General features: G+C 70.0%; 21 protein-coding genes. 12 read left to right on the forward strand and 9 right to left on the reverse strand.

Translation table 11 applies throughout. The features are described 5' to 3' along the window. Positions 1-50 precede the first annotated feature (50 nt). Positions 51-917, reverse strand: coding sequence for an EamA family transporter (locus IEY33_RS04270; RefSeq protein WP_188961040.1), 867 nt, complete (start codon positions 915-917; stop codon positions 51-53). A 62-nt stretch (positions 918-979) separates the two neighbouring features. Here IEY33_RS04270 and IEY33_RS04275 point away from each other — a divergent pair, with 62 nt between their 5' ends. From IEY33_RS04275 to IEY33_RS04310, 8 genes are all read left to right on the forward strand, one after another. Continuing rightward, complete coding sequence (locus IEY33_RS04275; RefSeq protein WP_188961041.1) at positions 980-1486, forward strand: MarR family winged helix-turn-helix transcriptional regulator; 507 nt, start codon at positions 980-982, stop codon at positions 1484-1486. A 17-nt stretch (positions 1487-1503) separates the two neighbouring features. Next, on the forward strand, positions 1504-1965 hold the full coding sequence (locus tag IEY33_RS04280) for a GNAT family N-acetyltransferase (protein ID WP_229670759.1): 462 nt from the start codon (positions 1504-1506) through the stop codon (positions 1963-1965). Between the two features lie 167 nt (positions 1966-2132). Next, positions 2133-3164 (forward strand): LacI family DNA-binding transcriptional regulator, encoded by a 1032-nt coding sequence (locus IEY33_RS04285; RefSeq protein WP_229670760.1) that lies wholly within the window; start codon positions 2133-2135, stop codon positions 3162-3164. A gap of 76 nt (positions 3165-3240) precedes the next feature. Further along, a complete protein-coding gene (locus tag IEY33_RS04290) occupies positions 3241-4164 on the forward strand; it encodes a ribokinase (RefSeq protein ID WP_188961043.1) in 924 nt (307 codons plus the stop codon). Between the two features lie 104 nt (positions 4165-4268). Beyond that, positions 4269-4721 (forward strand): D-ribose pyranase, encoded by a 453-nt coding sequence (gene rbsD / locus IEY33_RS04295; protein WP_188961044.1) that lies wholly within the window; start codon positions 4269-4271, stop codon positions 4719-4721. After that, entirely contained in the window at positions 4718-6226 is a 1509-nt protein-coding gene (locus tag IEY33_RS04300; RefSeq protein ID WP_188961045.1) for a sugar ABC transporter ATP-binding protein, read from the forward strand. Before rbsD ends, IEY33_RS04300 begins: the two co-directional genes overlap by 4 nt. Continuing rightward, the gene (locus tag IEY33_RS04305) at positions 6207-7178 is read left to right on the forward strand and encodes an ABC transporter permease (protein WP_188961046.1); all 972 of its coding nucleotides are present in this window, start codon (positions 6207-6209) and stop codon (positions 7176-7178) included. The genes IEY33_RS04300 and IEY33_RS04305 overlap by 20 nt, the downstream gene beginning before the upstream one ends. Positions 7179-7246: 68 nt before the next feature. Then, entirely contained in the window at positions 7247-8125 is an 879-nt protein-coding gene (locus IEY33_RS04310; RefSeq protein ID WP_188961047.1) for a D-ribose ABC transporter substrate-binding protein, read from the forward strand. 118 nt (positions 8126-8243) lie between these two features. On the opposite strand, the gene IEY33_RS04315 is transcribed toward IEY33_RS04310, so the two are convergent. Further along, positions 8244-9215, reverse strand: a complete 972-nt coding sequence (locus tag IEY33_RS04315) for an aldo/keto reductase (protein ID WP_188961048.1) — start codon at positions 9213-9215, stop codon at positions 8244-8246. A 141-nt stretch (positions 9216-9356) separates the two neighbouring features. Here IEY33_RS04315 and IEY33_RS04320 point away from each other — a divergent pair, with 141 nt between their 5' ends. Further along, positions 9357-10163, forward strand: coding sequence for a M15 family metallopeptidase (locus tag IEY33_RS04320; protein ID WP_188961049.1), 807 nt, complete (start codon positions 9357-9359; stop codon positions 10161-10163). 51 nt (positions 10164-10214) lie between these two features. Here IEY33_RS04320 and IEY33_RS04325 read toward each other — a convergent pair whose 3' ends face one another. Next, entirely contained in the window at positions 10215-11687 is a 1473-nt protein-coding gene (locus tag IEY33_RS04325; protein ID WP_188961050.1) for a replication initiator protein A, read from the reverse strand. A 780-nt stretch (positions 11688-12467) separates the two neighbouring features. On the opposite strand from IEY33_RS04325, the gene IEY33_RS04330 reads away from it, so the two are divergent. Beyond that, a complete protein-coding gene (locus tag IEY33_RS04330) occupies positions 12468-13853 on the forward strand; it encodes a serine hydrolase domain-containing protein (RefSeq protein ID WP_188961051.1) in 1386 nt (461 codons plus the stop codon). A 155-nt stretch (positions 13854-14008) separates the two neighbouring features. Then, the gene (locus IEY33_RS04335; RefSeq protein ID WP_188961052.1) at positions 14009-14842 is read left to right on the forward strand and encodes a MerR family transcriptional regulator; all 834 of its coding nucleotides are present in this window, start codon (positions 14009-14011) and stop codon (positions 14840-14842) included. Positions 14843-14911: 69 nt separating this feature from the next. Here the strand turns inward: IEY33_RS04335 and IEY33_RS04340 are convergent, their stop codons facing one another. Both IEY33_RS04340 and IEY33_RS19190 read right to left on the reverse strand, forming a co-directional pair. Then, the gene (locus IEY33_RS04340; RefSeq protein WP_188961053.1) at positions 14912-19864 is read right to left on the reverse strand and encodes a DUF4132 domain-containing protein; all 4953 of its coding nucleotides are present in this window, start codon (positions 19862-19864) and stop codon (positions 14912-14914) included. A 1-nt stretch (position 19865) separates the two neighbouring features. Continuing rightward, a complete protein-coding gene (locus tag IEY33_RS19190; RefSeq protein ID WP_229670761.1) occupies positions 19866-20270 on the reverse strand; it encodes a hypothetical protein in 405 nt (134 codons plus the stop codon). A 290-nt stretch (positions 20271-20560) separates the two neighbouring features. Here IEY33_RS19190 and IEY33_RS04350 point away from each other — a divergent pair, with 290 nt between their 5' ends. After that, positions 20561-20908 carry an SPW repeat domain-containing protein gene (locus IEY33_RS04350; protein WP_188961054.1) on the forward strand — a complete coding sequence of 116 codons (348 nt, stop codon included), beginning with the start codon at positions 20561-20563 and terminating at the stop codon, positions 20906-20908. A gap of 299 nt (positions 20909-21207) precedes the next feature. Here the strand turns inward: IEY33_RS04350 and IEY33_RS04355 are convergent, their stop codons facing one another. From IEY33_RS04355 to IEY33_RS04370, 4 genes are all read right to left on the reverse strand, one after another. Next, on the reverse strand, positions 21208-22635 hold the full coding sequence (locus IEY33_RS04355) for an arabinose isomerase (protein ID WP_188961055.1): 1428 nt from the start codon (positions 22633-22635) through the stop codon (positions 21208-21210). A 204-nt stretch (positions 22636-22839) separates the two neighbouring features. Beyond that, positions 22840-23838: a rhamnose ABC transporter substrate-binding protein gene (gene rhaS, locus IEY33_RS04360; RefSeq protein WP_188961056.1), complete on the reverse strand. Its 999-nt coding sequence runs from the start codon at positions 23836-23838 to the stop codon at positions 22840-22842. Between the two features lie 59 nt (positions 23839-23897). After that, positions 23898-24887, reverse strand: coding sequence for an ABC transporter permease (locus IEY33_RS04365; protein WP_188961057.1), 990 nt, complete (start codon positions 24885-24887; stop codon positions 23898-23900). Next, positions 24884-25909, reverse strand: coding sequence for an ABC transporter permease (locus IEY33_RS04370; RefSeq protein ID WP_229670762.1), 1026 nt, complete (start codon positions 25907-25909; stop codon positions 24884-24886). Before IEY33_RS04370 ends, IEY33_RS04365 begins: the two co-directional genes overlap by 4 nt. Between the last annotated feature and the right edge of the window lie 12 nt (positions 25910-25921).

The raw sequence follows: 25921 nt of genomic DNA on the forward strand, positions 1-25921 counted from the left end.
GCGCGGCCCACTCCGACGAGAAGAAGGTCCCACACTGCGGAAGGAGCGCCTCAGGGGGCCGTACCGACCGGTGTCGCGCGGGCCGGAGGTTCCGGGAGGAAACTCAGGGCGATCAGGGCGAGGCCCGTCCACTGCACGGCGCTGAGCGTGTGGCCCTGCAGCAGGTCGATCGCGATGGCGGTCGCGGGACTCAGGCGCGTGAGCAGGGACACCTGAACCGGCGTGGAGTGCCGGATGGCCCGGAACCACAGGGCGTACGCGAGTGCCGTCGTGACGACGACCAGGTAGGCGAGGAGTGGCCACTGCACGCCGACCGGCAGGGCCGGGACGCCCTCGGTGAGCAGGGCGGCGGGCACGAGCATCAGGCCGCCCCAGGTGAGCTGCCACGCGGTGACGGTCAGCGTGGAGGTGCCGGGCGGCGTGCCGTACCTGCTGCTCAGCACGTATCCGGCGGACGCCGAGGCGACGCTGACGAGCCCGGCGATCACGCCCAGGGGGTCCATGTGTGCCCCTGGTCCGAGGACCAGCAGCGACACGCCGAGCAGGCCGCACAGGGCCGCGCCGAGCACGTGCCGGGTGGGGGTGCGGTGCTGGGCGAGCAGGCCCCAGGCGATGATCAGGAGCGGTCCGACGGCACCGATCGTGGCGGCGACCCCCCCGGTCAGGCGGCTCGCGCTGAGGAAGAGGGTGCTGAAGAACAGCCCGAAATTCAGTGTGCCGAGCAGCAGGCTCTTCCACCACCACGCGCCGCGCGGGAGTTCACGGGCCACGATCAGCAGCAGCAGTCCGGCCAGCAGGGCGCGCAGCATGGCGACCGTGACGGGTCCCAGTGGTGCGAGCTGGCCCAGCACGAGGTAGCTCGTTCCCCAGCTGAGCGGGGCGAGCGCGGCGAGTGTGAGCGGGTGAATACGCTTCATTCCAAAAAATTTTATATCTAAAATATCTGAAGGGCAACCACACGGCCCGCTACACTGCCCGCATGTCCACCCTCGCCCTGCTCGACCGCATCCGGCGTGACTGGAAGGACCGCGAACCGCAGCTGCACACCGCGCCCATGTTGACCTTCATCACGCTGGCCCGTGCCCAGGCCCTGCTCGGGGAGGCCGTCCGCAGCACCGCCGCGCACGCCGGCCTGACCTCTGCCACCCGCGACCTGCTGTTCAGCCTGTACCGGTCCTCCCCGGAGGGCGGCCTCACCGCCGGTGAACTCGCGGCCCTGCTGGCCGTGTCGCCCGCCACCGTCACGGGCAGCACCGACCGCCTCGAAGCGCGCGGGCTGCTCACCCGCACCCTCGACCCGGACGACCGCCGATCGTGGCGCATCGCTCTCACCGCGGCCGGACAGGCACTGGTGCAGGCGCATCTGTCCGAACACCTCGCCTTCGAGGAACGCCTGCTCTCTCCGCTGACGCAGGACGAGATCACGACCCTGGAAACCCTGCTGCGGAAACTCATCCTGCACGCCGAAGCGGAAGGACTCGTCTGAACGGCATTCCGTGCGGGGTGCGTCCCGTCCTGCCGTCCGACGCGTGGACCGTCGCCCTGCACCGGTACCCGGAGGAGATGGATGCGGCAGAGCGGGGCGTGTACGCGGCCTGGGTGGAGGGCACGGTGCGGCGGGGCGCATACCTGGGGTTCCTGGCGGTGACAGGCGCAGCGGGGCAGGAGGTGGTGACGGCGGGCGCGGGCCTGACCCTGCTGGAGTGGGGGCCGAGCCGGGGGGATCCTCAGCCGCTGCGGGCGCGTCTGGTGAACGTGTGGACGCATCCGGAGTGGCGGCGGCGCGGGCTGGCGCGGACGCTGGTGTCGGCGTGCCTGGACGCGGCCGTGGACCGGGGGGTGACGCGGGTGAGTGTGGGGAGCAGCGTGATGGCGCGCGGGCTGTACGAGGGACTGGGGTTCCGCGCGAGCGGGCACGAGCTGGGCGTGCTGCTGCCGGGGGCCGGGGAGCGGACGGGCGGCTGAGCGGGGAGGTGGAGCAGGAGCGGGAAGGGGGGGGCGTCTTGACAGTGGGTGGTGCGGTCCATACACTGGAGTTAATCGCTTAACCCACAACCCGCTTTTCCTCTCAATATCTCCAGGCACACCGTCCTGGAGCGGAGTTTCCCTTGCAGACCCGCAGCAGAATCACCATGGCCGACGTGGCCCGCGAGGCCGGTGTCTCCACCGCCACCGTATCCTTCGTGCTCAACAACACGAAAGCCGTGACGCCCGCCGTGCAGGCCCGCGTCGAGGCGGCCGTGCAGGCGCTCGGGTACCGGCCCTCGCACGCCGCGCAGGCCCTGCGGACGGGACGCAGCCTCGCGCTCGGCCTGATCATCCCCGACCTCACCAACCCCTTCTTCCCGAAACTCGCGCAGGACATCGAACAGGAGGCGCGCACCCGCGGGTACGCGGTGCTGCTCGCCGACTCGCACGACGACCCCGCCCTGCAGCAGGAGCATCTCGGCACGCTTGCCCAGCGCGGCGTGGACGTGCTGCTCGTCGTGCCCGCCGTCGGCACGGACGACACCCTCACGGCCGACGTGCCGCTCATCGCCATCGACCGCGCCGCGGGCGACACGCCCCTCGTGCACAGCGACAAACGCCAGGGCGGGCAGATCGCCGCGCAGCACCTGCTGGACCTCGGGCACCGCGAGTTCGCCGTGCTGGCGGGCCCGTCCCGTCACGGCGGGGTGGGGGAGAGGGTACGCGGCATGCTCGGCACCCTGGAACGCGCGGGCGTACCGGTCCGGAAAGGCCGCATCTACGAGAGCGACTACAGCCTCCTGGCGGGCCGCGAGGGCGCGCGTCACCTGCTGCAGACCGCGCCGGGCTTCACGGCCCTGCTCGCCGCGAACGACACGCTGGCCCTCGGCGCGCTGAGTGCCCTGACCGAGGCGGGCATCACCGTGCCGGGGCAGGTGTCGCTCGTCGGCTTCGACGATATCCCGTGGTCGGCGCTGAGCGCGCCGTCCCTCACCACCGTCCGGCAGGACACGCGGCAGATGGCGCGGCAGGCCATCGAACTCGCGCTGCAGACGGTCAACGCTCCGCAGGTCGCGCCGCTCCCGGTCGGCACGACACTGACGGTGCGCGGATCGACCGCGCCCGTCACCACCCCCGGCCCCCTTCCTCCCGGTCCTCTTCCCGACCCTGGGCACCGTCCACTGGAGAACGCATGAACAGCAGCGCCACCCCACCCGCCCACGCCCGGCAAGTGCCGAGGAACGCGCAGGATGTCCGCCCCCCGAGGGCCGCGTGATCCTGGTCGCCGGCAGTGCCAACATCGACTTCGTGACGCAGGTCGCGCATATCCCCGCGCCGGGCGAGACGGTCCTCGGCGGCGACTACCGCCTCTCGCCGGGCGGGAAGGGCGCGAACCAGGCGGTCGCCTGTGCCCGCGCGGGGCAGCCGGGCGCGGCGGGCGTGACGTTCCTCGGGGCGCTCGGGCACGACGCGTTCGCGGACACCCTGCGCGCGTCCCTGGCGGGCAGCGGCGTGGTCGACCGGACGCTGCTGCTGGACCGGCCGACCGGCGCGGCCTTCATCAGCGTGTCAGGCGCGGGGGAGAACGCCATCACGGTCGCGTCCGGCGCGAACGCCGCGCTGCTGCCGGAGCACCTTCCGTCCCTGCAGGGCGTGACGCACATGGTGCTGCAGCTGGAAGTCCCGCCGCAGACGGTGGACGCGTACGCGGCAGCGGCGCGGGCGGCGGGCGCGCAGGTGATCCTGAACGCCGCCCCGATGCGGGCGCTGAGCGCGGACCTGCTGCGGAACGTGGACCTGCTCGTGGTGAACGAGGGCGAACTGCGGCAGCTGCTGTCCGGGTCGGGCCTGGAGGCAGGCGGACCGGACCTGCACGCGCAGCTCGCAGCGGCGCTGGACCTGGGGCCGTCGGCGGTGCTGGTGACGCTGGGCGAGCGCGGCAGTCTCGCCGCGCGGCGCGTGGAAGGCAGCCTCTCGCTGACCGAGGTGCCGCCGCATCCGGTGCGGGTCGTGGACACCACCGGGGCGGGCGACACGTACGTGGGCGTGCTGGTGTCGGCGCTCAGCGAGGGCCTGCCGCTGGAGCGGGCGATGCGGCGCGCGAGCGTCGGGGCGGCGCTGGCCTGCACCCGCGAGGGCGCGCAGCCGAGCATGCCGCTGCGCGCGGAGATCGAGGCGGCCATGAGTTCACCGTAGCGGAACCGGGCCAGTGTCCCGGTCCACCTGCACAGACACACTACCAGCCCACGCCACAGGGTTAATCGATTAACTCACGCTTTCCATTCCCAGACAGGAGCACCATGAAACACCAAGGACTGCTGCACCCCGAACTGAGCGGCATCGTCGCCGGCATCGGCCACACCCAGACCATCGTGATCGGCGACGTGGGCCTCCCCGTCCCCGACGGTGTCCGCCGCATCGACCTCGCCGTGAGCGCCGGCGTGCCCTCCCTGCTCGACGTGCTGCGCGCCGTGCTCAGCGAACTGATCGTCGAGGGCGTCACCGTCGCCGAGGAGACCCGCCTCTACTCGCCGGATTGGTCCGCGCAGCTCGAACCGCTGCTGCCCGCCCCGCGCCGGGAAGTCCCGCACACCCGCTTCAAGGAACTCGTGCAGGACGCCTACGTGGTCGTCCGCACCGGCGAGGTCACCTCCTACGCCAACGTGATCCTGCACTGCGGCGTGAACTTCTGGGAGGACCCCTACAAGGCCAGCAGCGAAGAGATGGCCGGGCAGCAGGGCAAGGCCCCATGACCGCCCACGCCGTCCACGTCACGCCGCCCACCACGCCGCTCAAGGCGGTGCTGGAAATGCGCGGCATCACCCAGCAGTTCGGCCCGGTGCGCGTGCTGCACGGCATCGACTTCGAGGTCCGGCCCGGCGAGGTGCACGCCCTGCTCGGCGAGAACGGCGCGGGCAAGAGCACCCTGATGAAGATCCTGGCGGGTGTGCACCCGCCCACCGGCGGCAGCATTCACCTCGCGGGCCAGCCGGTACAGTTCCGCAGCGTCGCCGACGCCGCCCACCACGGCGTCCGGATGCTCTTCCAGGAATTGAGCCTCGCGCCGGACCTGAGCGTCGAGGAGAACCTGTACCTCGGGCAGATGAACGCCCTGGTCAGCGACCGCGACCTGAGAACCCGCGTGCAGGCGCACCTGCAGGGCCTGGGCCTGCGTCTCCCGCTCGGCCGTCCCGTGAGCGAACTGAGCGTCGGCGAGCGCCAGATGGCCGCCATCGCCCGCGCCATGCTCGGCGACGCCCGCGTGCTGGTCTTCGACGAACCCACCGCGCCCCTCACCGGGCACGAGATCGGCAAGCTCTTCTCGTTCATCGAGCAGATCCGCGCGCAGAACGTCGGCGTGGTGTACATCTCCCACCACCTCGACGAGGTGTTCCGCATCGCCGACCGTGTCACCGTCCTGCGCGACGGCCGCACCGTCGCCACGAGCGCCACCTCGGACACCAGCAAGGCGCAGGTGATCGAGTGGATGGTGGGCCGCAGCGTCCTCACGGTGTCGCGCGTGAAGGCGGTGGACGGCCCGGTCCGGATGCAGGCCGAGGTGCGCCCGAAGGCGCTCCCGCCCGCCCGGCTGGACCTGCGCGCCGGGGAGATCGTCGGTCTGGTCGGCATCATCGGCAGCGGACGCAACGAGTTCTGCCGGGCGCTGGCGGGCGTGAACGGCGAGAGCACCTGGACCGGCCTGCAGGGCGAAGGCCAATCTCAGGAGGTCCGGAGCCTCGCGGCCGCCCTGAAGTCCGGCATCGGCTTCCTGCCGGAAGACCGCAAGCACGAGGGCGCGGTGCTCGACGGAACCATCGGCGAGAACATCAGCCTCAGCAGCCTCGCGGAAGTGAGCCGCCTCGGCGTGCTCGACGCCCCGCGCGAACGCAGCCTCGTGCAGAGATGGATGAAGGACCTGCACATCCGCCCGCAGAACGCCGCGTACCTCACCGGCTCGCTCTCCGGCGGCAACCAGCAGAAGGTCGTGCTGGGCCGCGTGCTGGCCGCGAAACCGCAGGTGCTGATCCTGGAGGAACCCACGCGCGGCGTGGACATCGGCGCGCGCGAGGAGATCTACGGCGTGATCGCCGACCTCGCCCACACGGGCCTCCCCATCGTGCTGTCGTCCGGCGACGCCGCCGAAGTGGTCGGCCTCGCGCAGCGCATCCTCGTCTTCCAGGACGGCCGGATCGTCCACGAACTCCACGCCCCCACCACCCTCGAGGAGGTGATTGCCCATGTCACTGGCGCAGTCTGATACGCCCCGCACCCGCTGGACGCCCGCCGAGATCTTCTCCCGGTTCGGGCTGTGGATCATCTTCGCGCTGCTGATGATCGTCACGAGCCGCCTCTCGGACAGCTTCCTGACCTTCAGCAACCTCAGCAACGTCGCGCGGCAGATCTCCATCAACGCGCTCCTCGCCTTCGGCATGACGGCCGTGATCCTCACCGGAGGCATCGATCTCTCGGTCGGCGCGCTCGTGGCGCTCGCCGGAGTCAGCAGCGTCATGCTCGACAAGCTCGGCCTCCCGTTCCCCGTCACGTTCCTCGGCACGCTGCTGATCGGCGGCCTCGTCGGCAGTTTCAACGGCCTGATCGCCGCGTACGGCCGGATCGCGCCGTTCATCGTGACGCTGGCCGCCATGACCATCCTGCGCGGCGTGACGCTCACCCTCACGAACGGCTCGCCGCTCACAGGGCTGAGCGACCCCTTCACGGCGCTCGCCAACACCGACTTTCTCGGACTGTCCGTGCCGGTCTGGGTGACGCTGCTCGCCCTGGTCGCCACGTGGTTCCTGCTGCGGCGCACCGCCTGGGGACGCGGCGTGTACGCGCTCGGCAGCAGCGAGAGCGCCACGAGCTTCGCGGGCCTGCCCGTGAATCGCCTCAAAGTCACCGTGTACGCCTTCTCCGGCCTGATGGCGGGCCTCGCCGCGCTGCTCCTCACCTCGCGCCTCAACTCCGCCCAGCCGACCGCCGGGGAGGGCTTCGAACTCGACGCCATCGCCGCCGTGGTGGTGGGCGGCACGCGACTCGCCGGCGGACGTGGCGGCGTGATCGGCACGCTCCTCGGGGCGCTGATCATCGGCGTCCTCAACAACGCCATGAACCTGCTGAACGTCAACCCCTTCTTCCAGATGATCGTCAAGGGGGTGGTGATCCTCGGTGCCCTGCTCCTCGAACGCGTGCTGAACGGCCGCAGAAGTTAACGACCGTCCTCCCCGCATTTCACTCCAGTTCTTCCCCTGCCCTTCACTCAGACCCAGGAGGTCCAATCATGCGTAAGTCCCTGCTCACCCTGTCCCTGCTCGCGTCCTTCAGCTCCGCCCTCGCTGCCACGCCCACCATCGGCCTGAGCATCAGCACCCTCAACAACCCCTTCTTCGTGGACCTGAAGACCGGCGCCGAGACGGCCGCCAAGGGCAAAGCCAACCTGATCGTGCTCGACGCGCAGAACAAGCCCGACAAGCAGGTCAGCGACCTCGAAGACCTCATCACCCGCAAGGTCAGCGTGATCGTCGTGAACGCCACCGACAGCGACGCGATCGTGCCCGCCATCAAGAAAGCCAACGCCGCGCACATCCCGGTCATCACGGTCGACCGCCGCGTGAACGGCGGGCAGCTCGCCTACCACATCGCGTCGGACAACGTCGCGGGCGGCAAGCTCGCCGCGCAGTACATCAGCAAGCTGCTCGGCGGAAAAGGCAACGTCGTCGAACTGCAGGGCATCCCCGGCGAGAGCGGCACCCGTGACCGCGGCGCGGGCTTCAACACCGTCATGAAGGCCACGCCCGGCGTGAAGATCGTGGCCGCGCAGGCCGCCGACTTCGACCGCGCCAAGGGCCTCACCGTGATGGAGAACATCCTGCAGGCGCAACCGAAGATCGACGCGGTCTTCGCGCACAACGACGAGATGATCCTCGGCGCCATGCAGGCCGTCAAGGCCAGCGGCCGCAAGATCATCCTCGTGGGCTTCGACGCCATCGACGACGCCGTCAAGGCCGTCAAGGCCGGCGACATCAATGCCACCGTCGCGCAGCAGCCGAAACTGATCGGCCAGATGGGCATCGAGAAGGCCCTCGGACTGATCAAGACCGGCAAGGTGCCCGCCACCACCCAGAACGTCGTCATTCCCACCAAACTCGTCCTGAAGTAACCGGAGCAGGAAGGGGCGGAACGACCGATGATGGTCGTTCCGCCCCTTCCGCATGCCGTCAACCGGTCTGGTGCACGCTCCGCCCGGCGGAACTCCAGGCGTTCAGCTCCATCCGGGATCAGTAGCGGTGACCGACCACCTGCAGGGTCGCGAGGGCCTGCGTGATGTCCTGCAGGTGCGCGGCGCCGAGGACCAGGTCAGCAGCGGCGTTGTTCTCGTCGAGCCGCGCGGTCTTGCGGCTCCCGGGAATCGGGACGATCCACGGCTTCTGCGCCAGCAGCCACGCGAGCGCCACCTGGGCGGGCGTGGCGTTCAGGTCCTGCCCGACCCGCTGCAACAGCCGGACCACGTCCTGGTTGGCCTGCATCGCCTCGCGCGTGAAGCGCGGGTTGCTGGCGCGGATGTCATTGCTGGCGAACGTCTGGTCCGGCGTGACGGTGCCGGTCAGAAAGCCGCGCCCGAGCGGGCTGTACGGCACGAACCCGATGCCCAGGTCCTCGCAGGCCGCCAGCACGCCGTTGTCCTCCACCTCGCGCCACCACAGGCTGTACTCACTCTGCAGGGCCGCGACAGGCTGCACGGCGTGCGCCCGGCGGATGGTGGCCGCGTCCGACTCCGACAGGCCGAAATGCCGGACCTTGCCCTCCTGGATCAGGTCACGGACGGTGCCCGCCACGTCCTCGACCGGCACCTGCGGGTCAGGGCGGTGCTGGTACAGCAGGTCGATGGTGTCGACCCGCAGGCGTTTCAGGGACGCTTCCGTCACTTCCCGGATGCGTTCCGGACGGCTGTTCGGGCCGTTCTTCGGGCTGGGCTGTCCGTCCGGGCCAGGCTCGAACCCGAACTTCGTGGCGATCACGACGAGGTCCCCGTACCCGGCGAGCGCCTCGCCGACGAGTTCCTCGTTCGTGAAGGGTCCGTACACCTCGGCCGTGTCGAAGAACGTCACGCCGCGCTCCACCGCCGTGCGCAGGAACTGGATCATCTCCTGCCGGTCCCCGACGGGCGCGTCCCCGTAACTCATGCGCATGCAACCCAGACCGATGGCCGAGACGACCAGACCGCTGTTCCCGAGAGTTCTTCGCTGCATGTTCCTTCCTCCTGCTCAAATGGTGGCGGGCCACCCGCATCCCCGTCATGGGGCGGCCGTGCGCGCGGGCGGGACGGACCCCGCCAGTATGGACCTCCCGGCCCCCTGAAGGCAGAGGTGCGCGGCGGGTATGCTCTGAGCGTGCGTCCACTCCTCCCCGCTCGCTGCCTGCGCGCGCTCGGCCTGACTGCGTGCTGGCTGGCCGTCACGGGACTGACGGGCCTGAACGCGGCCCGCGCCCTCACCCCGGCCGACACCCGGGCCGCAGCGGCGCTGGTGGCCGCCTACCCGGCTTTCCTGCAGGGCGTCACGGACAGGGACCTCTTGTGGCGCGACGGGACGCGCATGGCGCTCGCACGCGCCCCGGCCGGAACGTACACGCAGCGGCTGGACGCGCCGGGCCTCCTCGACCAGCTGGACGCCCGGTACCCCGCCTGCTCACCCCTCAGCGCCCCGGCCTTCCTGGCGGACCCGGGGCGCACCCGGTTCACGGCCCTGTTCCAGAAGATGTACGGCGGGACAGCCGCCGCCGTCCGCGCGCACCTGCGGCCCGTGGACTGGCTCGGCCAGACGGTCCTGGTGACGGACGTGAACGGCGCGGCCAGCTCGCTGCGGGCGGTCGCGGCCGAGGTCGCCCGGCACCCGGAGTGGCGCACGTACGCTGTCCCGAGCGCCGGGACGTTCCTGTGGCGCACGGTGGCCGGCACGCCGCGCCGCAGTGTCCACTCGTACGGCGCCGCGATCGACCTGCACACCGCGCACGCTGCGTACTGGGCATGGGACGGGTACCGGGAAGGGGAGAGGGGCGTCCGCTGGCGCAACGCCTTCCCGGTGGGCCTCGTGCAGACCTTCGAGCGGCACGGCTGGATCTGGGGCGGCCGCTGGTACCACTACGACACCATGCACTTCGAGTACCGTCCGGAACTCACGCGGGCCTGCCACTCCTGAATGGCCGGCCCACCCCGGGGCGGCTGGCATCCTGACAACAGGGACCTGACGTCAGGGGCGCCCGGCGAAGAGGCGCAGGTCGTCCACGAATTCCTGCATCTTCAGTTCCGCGGCCGCGCGGCCTGCCTGCCGGATCAGGTCGTACCCGTCCAGCGTGCCGGAGAGCACCGCCTCCTGAATGCGGGTCAGGATGCCCTCGTTGCCCGCGCCGCGCAGCAGGAACTTCAGGGTGGACACGGCGCGCGCCGCCTGCACCTCCACCGGAAGCGCGTAGAATTCCCGTTCCTCCGCCTGCTCCTCGGCAGGCGCCGCCACCTGCGGGACGACAGGCGTGAGCGTTGCCGCGCCGGACCGCGCCTCACGTGACGGGCCGGCGGTACGGGCGGGCAGCACCGTCTGTGCGAGCGGCGCGGCGACCTTCTGCGGAACGTACTTCCCGCCGTCGTCCTTGATGATATCCACCAGCAGGGCCGCACCCTGACGCACCGGGTACCCGGTGCGGATCATGCCCTCAAAGTGCTCCAGCCGCGTGGTGACGTGCAGTTCCCCGTAGTCCTTCAGCAGCTTCACGGCGACACTGCGGGCCACCTGGTGCTGCACGAGCGCCTGCAGCAGCGGGGATTCCAGCACCTGCGGTTCCGGGGACGGGTCGCCCTCGCTGCCGAACACGTACCGCACGGTCGCCTTCGAGCCGCGCCCCTCGTACTCGACCTTCTTCAGGAACTGGCGGCGCAGCAGTTCGTCGTGCGCCTCCTGCAGGTTGCGTTTAATGCGGTACGTTTCCGTCTCGGTGAGCTTGCAGTCCTGCGCCCAGTCGGACACCAGCACCGTGAACTCCTGATGGGGATGGGCGGGATCGTGCTCGTTGTGCTTGCGGCTGCTCAGCAGGCGGTACAGGGCGCGCGCCAGGGGGCGTTTCAGGCTGATCTGGAAGGCGATGTCGAGCGGGTGCGTGTACTCGTTCCGGATGGATTCCGCGACCGGGTCGGCCAGCTGGATGCTGAGCGTCGTTCCGCGGCTGATGCCGCGCACTTCCGGTGTGCTCTGACGGATCTGGCTGATGTAGCTGAACGTCACGCTGGCCCAGCCGTTCGGGCCCTCACCGCGCCGCCGCCATGCCCGGCCGATCACGTACTTCGCGACGGTCAGGCGACGCAGGGAGTTGGTGAGGCGCTCGTAGTTCGCGCCGTTGTCCTCGAAGCCCGCGCGCTGCAGCAGCTGGTACGCGGTGGTGTGCACGTACCCGTCAGTGGGCGCGCCCTGCTCGACGTACATGGTGTTGAGGGCCGTGACGAAGTCCCCGTCCACGCCGTGCGGGACGCCGCCCACCTGTTCCGGCGAAAAGCAGGAGAGTTCTCCGGCGTGTCCGTTCGTGTCGAAGGTCGTCTTCCAGGTGGTGTAGCTGTCCGCGATGCGTTCCTGCGCGCTGATCAGCCCGAGACGGGCGAGGTTGGTTTCGTCGAAGTGGCGGATCTCCCCGCTGGGTTTGGGAGCGGCATTGGACTTGGTGATCCGCTTCGCCATGATGACCGGGAGTATACACATTCCTTTCCCGGAAAACCCGCCGTGTCCACCGGTAGGCCTCGCGCGTGATGTTGATTTTTTAGTGATGTTTAAAAGATGTTCTAAAAGATTGATGATCAACATCAAGGGCGGCGGCGCAAATCGCGATAAACACGCACTTTTCCGGATTTATCCGCCGTGTCCACCGGTATAAACCGCCGTGTCCACCGGTAGTTCGGGGCCAGAAACCGCCGTGTCCACCGGTACAAACCGCCGTGTCCACCGGTAGGGTGTGGAGCAAAACCGCCGTGTCCACCGGTAGTGCCCTGGGAGAAACCGCCGTGTCGACCGGTAGTCGAATCGCAAAAACCGCCGTGTCCACCGGTACTGTTTTTCCAGAAACCGCCGTGTCGACCGGTAGTCGAATCGCAAAAACCGCCGTGTCCACCGGTAGTGCCCTGGGAGAAACCGCCGTGTCCACCGGTACTGTTTTCCCGAAAACCGCCGTGTCGACCGGTAGTCGAATCGCAAAAACCGCCGTGTCCACCGGTATCCGAATCGCAGAAACCGCCGTGTCCACCGGTACACTATGTCTAGACAAATGGCACTCTATAAATGGACTCGCTTTGTCTCTGATCCATAGAAACAGACCACTCAGCAGTTCTGTACCCTTCGTGCGCGCACGCCGTCCGCCATACTGAAATGAAGGACATCCATCCCGTATGCCCACCCGCGACCGTTGATCCGAACCGTCCCGGCCCTGGCGTACCCTCCATGCCGTCCACGCGCTACCGTACCTTCATGACGCTGCCCACCTCGGTCCGTGCGCTGGCTTCCTACCTCCCCTCCTGGCTCGAATACCAGCGCGATCTGGCGCGAATCCCGGGCGTGCAGGTGGCCGTCCGCGTGCACGGCGAACTGCTGGCGTCCTTCGCGCTCGGCGTGGCGAACGAGGCGACCGGCGAGCCCCTCACGCCCGCGCACCTCTTCCGGATCGCGTCGCACTCGAAGACCTTCACCGCCACCGGCGTCTTCCAGCTCATCGAGGACGGCGCGCTGCGGCTCGACGATCCCGCCGGACGCTGGATTCCGGAACTGCACGGCTCCCCCGCCGCCGGACTGACGGTGCGGGAACTGCTCGGCCACCAGTCCGGCATCAACCGTGACGGCGCAGACAGTGACTACTGGCAGCAGACGCACCCCTTCCCGGACCGGGACGCGCTGATCGCACTGTGCCGCGCGGACGCCGTGTTCGCCCCGAACGAGCACTTCAAGTACTCGAACATGGGGTACTCGCTGCTCGGCCTGATCCTCGAAGCGGCGTCCGGACAGTCGTACGCTGAGGTCATGGCCGCCCGTATCACCGGTCCGCTCGGCCTGCGCGACCTCGGGCCGGAACTCCCGGTGGCGCGCGAACCGGAACTCGCGGCCGGGCACAGCGGACGCCTCGCCGGGAACGACGCTCGGCGCGTGCTGCCGTCCACCGACACGCGCGCCATGGCGGCCGCCACCGGCTTCTACGGCACGGCCGAGGACGTGACCGCCTACCTGTCCGCGCACGTGCACGGCCGGACCGAACTGCTCACGGACGCGTCCAAGCGCCTGATGCAGCGCAGGGAATCCGGCATGACCCGCTCCCCGAACCGCTGGTACGGGCTGGGCTTCATTCTCGAAACGGTCGGCGGACGCACGCTCGTCGGGCACTCGGGCGGCTTTCCCGGACACATCACGCAGTCGTGGCTGGACCCTGAAACGGGTCTCGCGGTGGCGGTCCTCACCAACTGCCTCGGCGGGCCCGCCACCGAATGGGCGACGAACCTCGTCCGGCTGATCGACCTGACTGTCAATCCGCCCACCCGGAAGGACGCGGACGCTCCGGAAGTGGACCTGGACAGCTTCACCGGCCGTTTCGCGACGGACTGGGGCGCGTACGACGTGGTGAACCTGAACGGCCGACTCGTGTCGCTCGCCCCGCAGGGCGACCCCGGCATGAGCGTCACGGAACTGACGGTCGTGGACGCGGATACCCTCGCCCCGGCCCCAGAGTCGGGCTTCGGCGCGGTCGGGGAGGCCTACCACTACGAGCGCGACACCTCCGGCCGCACCGTATGGGTCCGGCAGGGCGGAGGTCGGGCCTGGCCCATCGCGGCGTACCGCGAACGGGCGGGCCTCGCTCCGCTGGCCTGAGTCGTCGGGCCTGCCCCGGTGCGGCCCCCACTCAGGGTGCAGAGGCCCACGCGCCATGACCGCCGGGCGCCCGGTCTGCCCGGCACCCCTGGACTTCCGCTTGACCTTGCCCCAGGGGCAGGGCTCAGCATGGGGGCACCTCCGGAGGTTCGACCATGACCCGACCCCTCACCCCGATGACAATCGGCGCGTTCTCCCGCGCCACCCGTCTGAGTGCGAAAGCACTGCGTCTGTACGGTGACCTGGGGCTTCTGACGCCCGCCCAGGTGGACGACCAGACAGGCTACCGCTTCTACCTGCCCGCCCAGCTGGAGACCGCGCGACTCATCGGTCTGCTGCGCGGACTGCACATGCCGCTCACCACCATCCGCGCCGTTCTGGACGCGCCTGTCGGCGCCCGACCCACCCTGGTCCGGGGGTACTGGAACGCGGCCGAGCAGCAACATCATGCCCGCTGCGCGCTCGCCCGGTACGTCCTGACGACCCTCGAAGGAGACACGCCCATGAACGGAACCTTCACCGTCCACACCCGCGAACAGCCTGTTCGGCAGCTCGCGACCCTTCAGCGCCGCGTGTTCCAGCCGGAACTCGACGGCTTTCTGGCGCCCAGCATCGCCCGGTTGACCGGGTTCGTGCCCGCCCGGGGGGCCGCGCTCACCGGACCGCCGTTCGTGATCTACCACGGTGCCGTGACTGCCGACAGTGACGGTCCCGTCGAGGTCTGCGTGCCTTACGAGGGCACCCTGGCGCCCGGCGACGACATCGTCCTGCGTGAGGAGGCCGCACACCACGAGGCGTACGTGACCGTCACGAGGAGGCAGTTCGAGTTTCCTGCCATTCTCGAAGCGTTCGACGTCACCGCGGCGTACGCCGACGCGCACGGCACCCGTGGTCCACTGATCTGCCGTGAGGTCTACCCCTACGACTGGGACGCCGCCGGGCCTGACGATCCGGTCGGAGAGGTCGCCTGGCCGTACGTCCCGGCCTGAAGGCACCCCGCAGGGGCGCAGCGTCAAGGCCGCCCGGCGTCCACCCGGGCGGCCCTGACTCGTGCGTCCTCAGCGCAGCTGTTCGAGGATGGTGGGATCCTGAATCTTACGGTCCTCGGCGAGGAGCAGCACCTTGCTGACGACCTCGGCGGTGCGCGGGTCAGGATCCGCGAACGGCAGGAACACGCGGCCCTGCTGCCCGTTGTGTACGGGAATGATGCACAGGGATCCGCCGGGCTGGCGGTGAACGGTGCCGCTGCCGAGGTGCACGGTGTACTGCGCGTGGTGCCCGTCGATCAGGGCGTGGTCGTGCTGCACGCGGACGTTGCCGAGGTTCAGGAGGCGCAGCGTCTCGCGCAGCAGGGCGGCGCGCATCTCGGTGGTGCTCTGCGTGGCTTCCGGGTCGACGCCGCCGACATGCGCGACGGACACGACGAGGTCGAGGTCGCGCATGGTCTCGCTGAACACGCGGGGCGGCACCTGCGAGAGGATCAGGGGCTCGGTCGCGCCGTGCGGCAGGAAGTACGCGGCGTTCAGCGGGGTGCCCTCGACCTCGTTCGGGGTGCCGTAGCCGAGGCTGGTGTCGATCCAGACGTTGAGGCCCTCGGCATGCCAGGTCTTGCGGACGCCTTCCTCGGGCACCGGTACCCAGCCGCGCGTCTTGAGGAGCGCGGCGGCCTTGCCGGGCTGCACGTGATGGCCGTCGAAGCGCGTGCTGCGTTTCGCGTCCGCTTCGGCCGGGGTGGGCGGGTAGTACTCGCGGAACACCTGCTTGAACGGCTGCGTGACGCCGCGCTCCATGACCTGTGCCTGGAAGGTCGGCCACTGGCGGAGCGTGAACAGGTCGTGCGGGTGCGCGAGGCGCAGGGCGTGATCACCGGTCGGCTGCGGGCCTGCGGGCGTGTCCAGGGTGTCGCCCTGCCACCACCCGGCGTGCTCCTCGTTCATGACCCACACGAGGCTGCGCAGCATCGGCGCGATGACGGGGTGCGCGGCGAGGTCACTCAGTTCCTGCGGCTGCAGGTGGTCGCCGCGGATCATGGCGTCCTCCAGCGCGGCGCGCATGCGGCCCCGCGTGGCGTTCAGTTCCGTGACGCTCTCCCGGAGGGCGATCACCTCCGGCACCTTCTTCAGGGCAGGCGGCAGGGCTTTGAGGGCTTTCTCGCCGCGCCGGACGGTCATGCTGGCCTCCCCGGCGTCCGTGAGGGCGATGCCGAGCGTCACGCCGTCCACGGTGACGGTCTGCGTCCAGTCAGGCGCGGTGCGGGCCTCCATGGCCCACACGAGCCGCTGCGGGTCCGTGTACCCGGCCGTGCGGGCGAGGTTGTGCAGGCCGATGTCGGCCGCGCGGCGCTCGCTCGCCTGACGCTGCGCGCCGAACTGCCGCGCGCCGCGCTGGAACTCGCTGATCACGCGGTAGCGTTCCGTCACGTGACGGGCCGCTACCGCCTTCGCACGTGCCAGCGGCAGCAGGCCCAGGGCGCGCACGGCGTCCTGATTGCGCTTGTCTTGAATACGGCCGCGCAGTTCCGCCTCGTCCAGCTCGCCGAGGACCGCACGGGCGAACGTTTCGGCGCGCTTGTGCCCGCCGCTGCTGCTGGCGTACTTCGCGGCGTCCAGCAGCGCCGCGAACCGCTGCGCGCCCAGCGCCTTGAAGGTCCGCCGGAACCACGCGACGTCCACGGCGCCCTCGGTCAGATCGGCGGCACTCAGGGGGGTGCGTTCGGCGATCTCGGCCTCCCACGCCTGCCGCACGTCCTCCGGGACGCTCCAGTTGCTGTCGCGGGTGTGCGCGTGCAGCCAGTACACGCCGTCCTGCAGGCCGCGCCAGCCGAGCGCGCCGGACACCAGCGGCGCCCACTGCGGCGCGAACATGGCGAGGTCCAGCAGGCGCGCCTCCGGAATTCCGAGCGCCTGCACCTGCGCCTGGAAACGCTGAGGCGTGTCACCGGGCAGTGGGAACGACACGCGGATCAGGTGGCTGAACGTCACGTCGCGGCTCTCGTTGCGGCCCTGATACCCGCGTTTCAGAGAATTTTTACCCAGGGCGGCCAGCAGGCGCAGCGGCAGGTCCGCGCCGTGCGTGCCCTGCAGGGCCAGCGCGGGCAGCGTGGCGGGCGTTTCGAGGTCGCCGCGCGCGAGTTCGACCTCCAGCACCCGGTCCCGCACGGCGTTGACGGCCGTCAGCCAGTCGGGGTGGGTGGGCAGGTCTGCCCTGACGGTCCGGCGCGTGTAGGCGCCCAGGTCCCGGAAGTCGTTACCGGAGGAATACCCCCCTTGTTCCGGGCGTCCCCCGATCAGCTGGTCGAGCAGGTCGTCACGGTTCGCCCAGCCGTGCGCGTACGCGTGCAGCAGCAGGGCCGTGTCCGGCCGCTGGCGCGGCAGGTTCGGGAACGCCTGCCCACGGTACAGGATCAGGTTCCACAGGCGCTGCACCTGCTCCGCCGTCCAGGTGACCCAGGAACCGCGCGGCATCAGGGGGTGCAGCAGGTCGCGGGGGTCCTCGCGCCGCCAGGTGTACTGCGGATCCACGTGCACCCGCACGTCCGTCGGCAGGTACGACAGGGCCGTCTCCCAGGCGTCCAGTGCCATCTCGGTGTCGGTGGGCGTGGCGTGCTGATCGTGCAGGGCGTCCACGATCACGCGCGCGAGATCCGGGTGCGCCAGACGCAATGAGACGAGCGGGCCGAGCGTGCGGTGCAGGGTGCGGCGGCGCAGGTCCTGACGCACCCCGGCGGCGTCCACGGTCGCGCGGTGCTCGGCCAGTTCGTCCTCGTCGGCGTCCTCCAGCAGGTCCTGAAGGCCTTCCGGGTCGAGGCCCAGCAGGTCCAGCACCTCGGCCTCCAGTTCGCTGGCGTCCGGGGTGGCGTCGGAACTGGTGGCTTCAGGGCTGGCGGCGTCGGTGCCGTCCAGTTCGCTCTGCAGTTCGCTTTCGGTGGTGTCGGTGCGGGCGACGAAGTGCGCCAGCGTCCAGCGCATGCGGGTCAGGTCACCGTCCTGCGCGTCCGGGCGGGCATTCCACCACGCCTGCCACAGGTCGTCGAGCGGCATGGGTTGCCCGTCCCGGCCGGGCCGCAGGTGCCAGGGGCTGACGTTGCCGAGCAGTACGGTCTCGCTGCCGTCCCAGCCGACGCCCACCAGTGGTGTCTCGCGGTGCTGGACGATCAGGGCGTCCAGGCTGCGCAGCAGGGCCGCGCCGCGCTGCAATTCCGCCGGGTAGTCCCGCGTGCGCGCCTGCAGGGGCGCGGGGCGGGTCAGGCGGGACGGGTCGAACAGGCCGAGTCCGTCCTGCAGGCTGACCTGTGAGCCGGGGTCCGTCAGCCGCGCGAGCAGGGTTTCCTCGGTGATGTTTTTCGGGCGGAAGTCACCGGGCAGGGCGCCGCCCGTCTCGATCAGGAGTTGCAGGCCCGCCTGCCGCTGGTCGGTGTTCCCGCCGAGCAGGGTGTGGGCGCTCGTCTGCGCCTGGACGGGATCGCTGGCGAGCAGGCGGATCAGGCCGCGGCGCAGGTCGGCACTCCTGCGTTTCAGCAGGGTGTGCACGGCGCCGATCTCGGCGGGATCGGGCGTGAAGTGCGCCATGACGGTCACGGCTTCCTGCGAGACGCTGCTGTTGCGGTCCTGAAGCAGGGTCAGCAGCAGGGCGCGGGCCGGGCCGTCCAGGGGCGCCTTCCCGGCCTGCTCGCCCAGGGCGCGCAGCACGGCCGTCTTGCCGTACACGCTCATGCTGCCCAGGTGCGGGGCGAGGACCGTGAAGGACCGCTCGCCGCGCAGGGCGGGCAGGGCGTCCAGGGCGGAGTCGCGGGCCGGAATCTGCCCCAGCCACGGGAACAGGATCGGGTCGTGCCGCGCCGATTCCGGCAGGCGCAGGGCGTACGCCTCGTACGCTTCGAAGGTGTAGCCGGGGTTCACGCTGCCCCAGCGGTTCAGGATGCCGCCCGCCAGCGCGGCGATGCGCAGGTCCGGGTCACGCAGGAGCGTCAGGCGGTCGTCGTCCGTGAGGAGTTCGGCGGCCAGCAGGTACTGCGCGGCCGCCATGCGTCTCGCTGCGTCGGCGTCCGTGAGCAGCGGGCGGGCGAGGTCGGCGGCGTGCACGGCGTCGCGCATGGCGAGCGTGAACAGCGCCAGGTACGCGTCCACGCCGGACCCTGACGGCACGGCCGCGCGGGCTGCCGCCGGGTCGTCCAGGTAGGCGAGCGCCTGCGTGAGGTGGGCGCGCACCGTCCTGACATCGGTCACGTCGTAGTTCAGCCCGAACCATACGCACGCGGCACGCAGGGTCGCAGCGAAGCGCAGCAGGTCCTCCTGCAGGATCAGGCGCAGGGTGCGGGTGAAGGCGTCCGGGCTGGCCTCGTCCACCGTCTCGAGGATCACCTGACGCAGGCCCTCCTGACGCTGCGCGGCGAGCAGCAGGCCCTCCGCGAGCGTCCAGGCATCCTCACGGGTGCTGGACAGCAGGGCGCCGGGCACGTGGCGGCCCATGCGCGCCACCGGGTGCTGCGTGCCCGCCGTGTCGCGCAGCACGCCGTACACGTCCTCGTTGCCGTCGCTGATCGCCTGACCGAGCAGCAGGCCCAGGCCGTGCGACTGCCAGGCGTTCAGCAGGCCCGCGTGCACCGCGAACCACTCGATGGGCTGTGGGTACTCACGGGTGGCGTTCCAGGCCTGCCACAGCCACGTCTGCGCGTGCGCGGCGGCCAGCCGGTGGCCGGGAGCGCGGAAGGCGCGGCGGGCGTAGCCCTGCGGGTACGGGTGGCGGGTGAGCAGGGCGTCCAGCGTGCGGGCCGCCACGTCCGGGAACTGCGGGAAGAACACGGCCGCGATCATTCGCCGGGTCTCGGGCGTGCTGGCGTGCAGAAGGTCCGTGACGGCTTCCTGTGTCAGCTCGCGCTCCCAGTGATGGTTCGAACTTCGCTGCGACGCCTCGAGAGGCGCGGACAGTTCGGGCGGGAGCGTGCCGAGCCGCTCGTCGAAGCCGGGTTTCCAGGGCTGCTGGAAGGGGCGCAGGGAGTCCTGAACGTCCACGTCAGCCTCCGGCCAGCGCGGTGAGGCGCAGCAGCAGCAGGGTGCTGTCGGGTCGCAGGGTGACGGGTTCGTGGAGGTCGCGGAGTTGGCAGTCGTCCACGAACACGTAGTACAGGCCGTCCCGGAAGGCGGTCAGGGCGGTGCGGACCGCGTCCTGCGGGTCCACGTCGCCGCCGCGTTCCTGCGGGGCGACCGTGACGCGGCCGGTCTGGGCGGCGTCCTGCAGTTCGTGTTCGGTGAGGACGCGCAGCACGCCGACGCTGTCCTGTCGTTCCCGGTAGGCTGCGACCTCGTGCTCGACGAGGTGCGTGAGGAGGCCCGCCAGGGTGTGCGAGTGGTCGGGCAGGTCGACGGGGCGGCGTTCGAAGGGGGTGCGGCGGCCGAGGAGCTTCGTTTCGACGATCATGGGGGACCTCGTTCGTGGAGCGTGAAGTGTGATGCGTTTCACCGTGCAGCCTAGCGGAAATGGATGAGTATGTAAATAGCTAAATAAATGTTCGGGGTTATCCACCGGCGAACTTCCCGCAGCGCCGCCCCTCCCACCAAGGGCCGCGCCCGACCCTGTCACATGAAGCTTCGGTGACGGTCATTGTGGCGCGGTGGCAGTTGCGTCCCCCGGCAAGGCGGAAACTGAACGAGGAAGGCGTCCCAGCACCCGTTCAGCTCCGCCGGAACGCCCATCCACGGGAGGAACGGATGAGTCGCAAATGGGAAGACTGGATCACACTGGTGGCCGGCATGTGGCTGCTCGTCGCCCCGAACGCCCTGGGGTTCGGCAATGTCGCCCGCACGGACGCCATGTGGGTCGGCGCCCTGATCCTGCTCGTCGGTCTGTGGGCCCTGCTGATCCCCGGCTCGCGCGCCGCCGAATGGTCCGCACTGCTGCTCGGCCTCGGCCTGTTCCTGGCGCCCTGGGTCCTGAACTTCAGCGGCCAGGGCACGCCCGCCTGGAACGCCTGGGTGATCGGCGCGCTGGTCGCGGTGCTGTCCGGTGTGGCCCTGCCCGAAGCGTCCAGGCTCGCCCACCCGCTCCGGACGCCCTGAACGGCCCACGCACGACCGGAGCAGACGGGGATGACAGCCCCGTCTGCTCCTTCCTGACATGCTCTGACCGGTTTCTCTTCCGGAACCTGGGCTTCTCTCTTCCAGCCGGGTGGGCAGGAGTCGCCTCCCTGTCTGACCGGAACCCTGATCGGTCCCCGTGCAGTCCATCCTCGCCAGCAGCGCCCTCGCCCGCCAGCGCCTTTGCCGGACCCCCACCCGTCCCGGCCTGATCGCCGACCTGGACGGGGGTCACTCCTTCACGCCGATCCCCTGAAGATTGTGTCCTCCGTGGCTTCCGGTCAGCAGACCTGCACGACAGGCAGGCCCCTCAAGGCCCCGAGTTTCCGCAGACGGTCTGCGACATGGCCCACACCGACCGCGCAGTGGTGGGCGGGGCCCTGGGCGTTCCACGCCTCCACGAAGGCCCGCGCGCCGATGGGGAAGCGGTAGCGGCTGTTGGTGTTGCCGATCTCCAGGATGGGGCCGGGCACACTCTCGCCCTCGGCGACGAGAAGCTTCAGGCCGCCCCCCTCCTCGACCACGGACAGCAGCGTGACGGGGCCGTGCTGCACGCTCATCTCCACGCTGAGGCCCCTCCCCACCTTGCCGTGATACACCTCCAGCGGACGGACCTTCGTGCGGCCCTGCGCGATGCCCGGATGCCCCGGCCCGTCGTGACCCATCAGGACCACGTCGTCACCAAAGTCCAGCGCGTAGTACTCCGTGAACGACCCGCCCACCCCCAGGGTGTCCATGATCTTCATGGCCTGCGCGTTCTTCACCTCGTACTCGCCCGCCACCGGAATGCCGCGCGCCGTGAGCAGCGAGCAGCCCAGGATCACGGAGGTCAGCACGTCCTCGTTCTCACTGCCGGGCGAACCCTCGGCGTAGTACGCCAGATGGGTCAGGTCGTGCCGCTCCACGAAGCGGTCGAGGGCCACGCTGGTGCGCGCCGCCCGCGTCAGTTCCGCCGGATCGCAGTCCGGCTGCACGTCGAACGCACGCCGGAAGTCCTCCACGCGCGCGCGTGCCTCGGCGTCTGGCACCTCGCGCCGCAGCGCACTCAGTTCGTCGGGCTCCAGCACCTCGATGTGCGTCCCGAACTTGATCGCCTGCAGCGTCAGGTCCGAGTAGATGTCCAGCATCCCGTTGTAGTACCGGCCCATCACGCCCAGGCGGCCGTGCGCCATGACGTGCGCCACGCGCGCTGCGTCCAGCCAGCCGTCCACCTCCGCCCACACGTGCGGGTCGCCCTCCAGCACGCCCGTCACCTGATGAAAGGCGATGCCGGCCCGTCTCATCACGTTCGCGATCTCCGGCACCGGGCACGCCGCGCAGTACGCGAGCCAGTCTCCCGTCATCGCCGTGCGGTTCCCGAGCGCACCCAGGCGCGCGTAATCGATGGCCGCCTCGGGCTGCAGGTTTAGGATGACCACGGGCACCCCGGCCCGCTGCACCACCGGCAGCACCGTGCTGGACAGCGCGTACGTGGTCACGTACAGGAACACGAGGTCCACGTCCGCGCGTCTCAGCGCGTGCCCGGCCTCCAGTGCCTTCGGGGGCGTGTCGATCAGGCCGAGGTTCACGACCTCCACGCCAGGCCGGGCGAGCCGCGCGGCCACCCGCGCCACGTAGCCCTTCAATCTCTCCTCCAGGCCCTCGAACTGCGGCCAGTACGTGTCCAGGCCGATGCCGAACAGGCCGACCTTCAGGGGATAAGCGGTCATGGTTCTCCTTGTGGCGGGCCGGCGTTTCCGTGCCCCGCCCTCGGTGCAACGCCTGTGGGCTGTGAGCCGTCCATCTCGCTCACAGCCCACCCCGCAGCGCTCATACGGATTCCGGTGGATTCCGTTCTGTCTTCGGAATCCATCGGACCGCTTGGGCCTGGGCCCGGAGGGCATCTTGCGCTCCCCGGTCCCGACCGCCCCGTTCTAGAAGTTGAACTTGTCGATGTTGGCCTTGTCGAAGGTGTAGGGCGGCCCGACGATGATCTCGCCGTTCTTGCCGACCGTGTACTCGCCGAGCTTCCCGGCCTTGAACTTCTCGCCTTCCTTGCCGGTGATCTGACCGCTGACGAGCGCGGCGGCGGCGTACGTGGCGAGGTAGCCGACGTCCGAGGGGTTCCACAGCTGGAAGGCGGTGACGGTCCCGTCCTTCACGAAGGCGCGCATCTGGTTGGGCGTGCCGAGCCCGGTCAGCATGACCTTGCCCTTCTGCGGGCTGGTGGAGAGGTAGCGCGCGCCGGCGCTGATGCCGACCGTGGTGGGCGAGATGACGCCCTTCAGGTTCGGGTACGCCTGGATGAGGCCCTGCATCTCGGTGAAGGATTTCTGGTCGTCGTCGTTGCCGTACGCGATCTTGACGAGTTTCATGTCCTTGTACCTGGGCAGCTTGAGTTCTTCCTGCATCCACTTGATCCAGGTGTTCTGGTTCGTGGCGTTCGGCGTGGCGGACAGCACGGCGATGTCGCCCTTGTAGCCGATGAGCTTGCCGAGGAGTTGCACCTGCGCGCGCCCGATGCCTTCACTGTTCGCCTGGTTGACGAAGAGCGTACGGCCGGACACGGCCGTGTCGGAGTCCATGGTGACGATCTTCATGCCGCTGGCCTTGGCGCGCGCCAGGTACGGCAGCAGGGCGTTCGCGTCGTTCGCGGCGAGCACCAGGGCGTCCTGCCGCTGGGCGATGGCGGTGTTGATGTAGCTGACCTGGCTGCTGGCACCCGCGTCGGACGGGCCGACGACCTTGACGGTCGCGCCGATCTCCTTGCCGGCCTCGGTGCCGCCGCTCGTCTCGATGACGTTGTACGGGTTGTTGATGTTCTTGGGCAGCAGGGTGATCTTCAGGCCCTTCTTGAGGGCGGGCTGCGCGTAGGCGAGCGTGGCGGCGGAACCGAGGGCGAGCGCGGACAGGAGCAGGGAACGTGATTTCATACGACCTCCAGGTCAGGCGTGAGGGGCGAGGACGGTGAAGCCGGGCCGGGGACTGCAGGTCAGGGTGACACGACTTCCCCCCTGAGGCGGCGACGCTGCCGGGCCGCCTGAGCCCGTGCGATGAGGTTCGGCACGAGAACAGAGCCGATCAGGAGCAGGCCGGTCACGATGGTGAGGATCTCGTTGCTGACGTCCACGATGGTCAGCGCGCCGTTGATCAGGCCGATCAGGAAGACGGCGAGGACCGCGCCGATCACGCTGCCCTTCCCGCCGAAGATGCTGACGCCGCCCAGCAGCACGGCCGCGATCACGCCGAGTTCAAAACCGGTGGCGTTGTCGCCACGGGCACTGGCGAAGCGGAACGTGTACACGACGCCCGCCAGGGCGGACATCAGGCCCGACATCACGAACAGCAGCAGCTTGGTGCGTTCGACGCGCAGGCCCGAGAAGCGCGCGGCGACCTCGTTCGACCCGATGGCGTACAGGCTGCGGCCGAACGGCGTGGCGTGCAGGACCACGGCCGTCAGGACGGCCAGGACCGCGCCGACCGCGATGGGAATGGGGATCAGGGTGCCGGGCACCGTCCCGAAGCCGAAGTTCGTGTACGCCTGCGGGAAGTCCGCGACGGCGCGGTCGCCGAGCAGCACGAAGGCCAGCCCGCGGTACAGGGCGAGCGTGCCGATGGTGACGGCCAGTGACGGCAGGCCCAGCCGCGTGACGAGCAGCCCGTTGAGCAGGCCCGCGAGCCCGCCCGTCATGAAGGCCGCCAGGATCGCGAGCGGCATCGGGACGCCCGCGGCGAACAGCGTGCCCAGGACCGCCGAGCACAGGCCCAGGATGCTGGCCACGGACAGGTCGATCTCGGCCACGATCACGAGCAGCGTCATGGTGAGCGCCATCAGCAGCGTCTCGCTGAAGTTCGCGGTCAGGAACGAGATGTTCTGCCCGGTCAGGAAGTCCTTCGAGAGCAGCCCGCCGCCCAGCAGCGCGACGATCACGAGGACGGTCAGCGTGGTCTCCCAGCCGGGGAGGGTCTTCAGTGCCTTCATTTCCGTGTCCCTCCCTGCTGCGGGGCCGCCTGCAGGCGTTTTGCGGCGCGCTTCGAGACGAGCATGTCCACGCTGATCGCGCCGAGCAGCAGCGCGCCCTGAATGGCCTGCTGGTAGAAGCCGGGGGCGCGCAGCGTCACGAGGGCGCTGCCCATCACGCCCAGCAGCAGCGCGCCGACCCCCGCGCCGAACAGGGTGCCGACCCCGCCCGCGATGCTGACGCCGCCCACCACGGCCGCCGCGATCACCTGCAACTCCAGTCCCGTTCCGGCCGTGGCGTCCACGGTGCCGAACCGCGCGAGGTACAGCACGCCCGCGAGGCCCGCGATGGCGCCGCTCAGGACGAAGCCCGTCATGGTGCGCCGCGTGACGCTGATCCCGGCGAGCACCGCCGCCTCGGCGTTCGAGCCGAGCGCGTAGTACTCGCGCCCGCCGCGCCACGAGCCCAGGTACGCCCCGAAGCCCAGCATGACCACGAACACCAGCAGCACGAGATTCGGGATGCCCAGCACGCTGCCGGTCCCGAAGGTCAGGAACCCGGCCGGGAGATTCGAGGCGTTGATCTGCCCGCCGTGCACGACGGCGTACGTGACGCCCCGGAACACGTACAGCGTGCCGAGCGTGGCGACCAGGGCAGGTACCCGCCCGTAGGCGACGAGCAGGCCGTTCACGGCGCCCAGCCCCGCGCCGAGTGCCAGGCCGAACAGCAGGGCCAGCGGGATCGGCATGCCCGGGTGCGCGGCGAACAGCGAGCCGGTCAGGAAGGCGCTCAGGCCCACCACGCTGCTGATGCTGAGGTCCACGTGCTTCATCAGCAGGACGACAGTCTCGCCGACCACCAGCAGCGCCACGACCGCCACGTTCAGGAACAGGTCGCGGACGCTGCCACTTCCCAGGAACAGCGGGTTGATGGCCGCCGTGCCCAGCGTGACGAGCAGCAGCAGGCCGACCAGTCCGGCCTCGCGGGCCCGCAGCAGGCGGGTGAGCAGGCCCGGCGTGGCTGGGGAGGCCGGGGAAGGCACGGGATCACTTCT

The sequence above is a fragment of the Deinococcus aquiradiocola genome (assembly GCF_014646915.1).
Taxonomy (GTDB): domain Bacteria; phylum Deinococcota; class Deinococci; order Deinococcales; family Deinococcaceae; genus Deinococcus; species Deinococcus aquiradiocola.

What these genes read in the sequence shown, in the direction of transcription:
- rbsD (WP_188961044.1), top strand. Translation starts at nt 4,269, where the DNA reads ATGAAACACCAAGGACTGCTGCACCCCGAACTGAGCGGCATCGTCGCC.
- IEY33_RS04355 (WP_188961055.1), bottom strand. Translation starts at nt 22,635, where the DNA reads ATGACCGCTTATCCCCTGAAGGTCGGCCTGTTCGGCATCGGCCTGGAC.
- IEY33_RS04335 (WP_188961052.1), top strand. Translation starts at nt 14,009, where the DNA reads ATGACCCGACCCCTCACCCCGATGACAATCGGCGCGTTCTCCCGCGCC.
- IEY33_RS04285 (WP_229670760.1), top strand. Translation starts at nt 2,133, where the DNA reads ATGGCCGACGTGGCCCGCGAGGCCGGTGTCTCCACCGCCACCGTATCC.
- IEY33_RS04350 (WP_188961054.1), top strand. Translation starts at nt 20,561, where the DNA reads ATGAGTCGCAAATGGGAAGACTGGATCACACTGGTGGCCGGCATGTGG.
- rhaS (WP_188961056.1), bottom strand. Translation starts at nt 23,838, where the DNA reads ATGAAATCACGTTCCCTGCTCCTGTCCGCGCTCGCCCTCGGTTCCGCC.
- IEY33_RS04310 (WP_188961047.1), top strand. Translation starts at nt 7,247, where the DNA reads ATGCGTAAGTCCCTGCTCACCCTGTCCCTGCTCGCGTCCTTCAGCTCC.
- IEY33_RS19190 (WP_229670761.1), bottom strand. Translation starts at nt 20,270, where the DNA reads ATGATCGTCGAAACGAAGCTCCTCGGCCGCCGCACCCCCTTCGAACGC.
- IEY33_RS04315 (WP_188961048.1), bottom strand. Translation starts at nt 9,215, where the DNA reads ATGCAGCGAAGAACTCTCGGGAACAGCGGTCTGGTCGTCTCGGCCATC.
- IEY33_RS04330 (WP_188961051.1), top strand. Translation starts at nt 12,468, where the DNA reads ATGACGCTGCCCACCTCGGTCCGTGCGCTGGCTTCCTACCTCCCCTCC.
- IEY33_RS04365 (WP_188961057.1), bottom strand. Translation starts at nt 24,887, where the DNA reads ATGAAGGCACTGAAGACCCTCCCCGGCTGGGAGACCACGCTGACCGTC.
- IEY33_RS04275 (WP_188961041.1), top strand. Translation starts at nt 980, where the DNA reads ATGTCCACCCTCGCCCTGCTCGACCGCATCCGGCGTGACTGGAAGGAC.
- IEY33_RS04305 (WP_188961046.1), top strand. Translation starts at nt 6,207, where the DNA reads ATGTCACTGGCGCAGTCTGATACGCCCCGCACCCGCTGGACGCCCGCC.
- IEY33_RS04270 (WP_188961040.1), bottom strand. Translation starts at nt 917, where the DNA reads ATGAAGCGTATTCACCCGCTCACACTCGCCGCGCTCGCCCCGCTCAGC.
- IEY33_RS04325 (WP_188961050.1), bottom strand. Translation starts at nt 11,687, where the DNA reads ATGGCGAAGCGGATCACCAAGTCCAATGCCGCTCCCAAACCCAGCGGG.
- IEY33_RS04300 (WP_188961045.1), top strand. Translation starts at nt 4,718, where the DNA reads ATGACCGCCCACGCCGTCCACGTCACGCCGCCCACCACGCCGCTCAAG.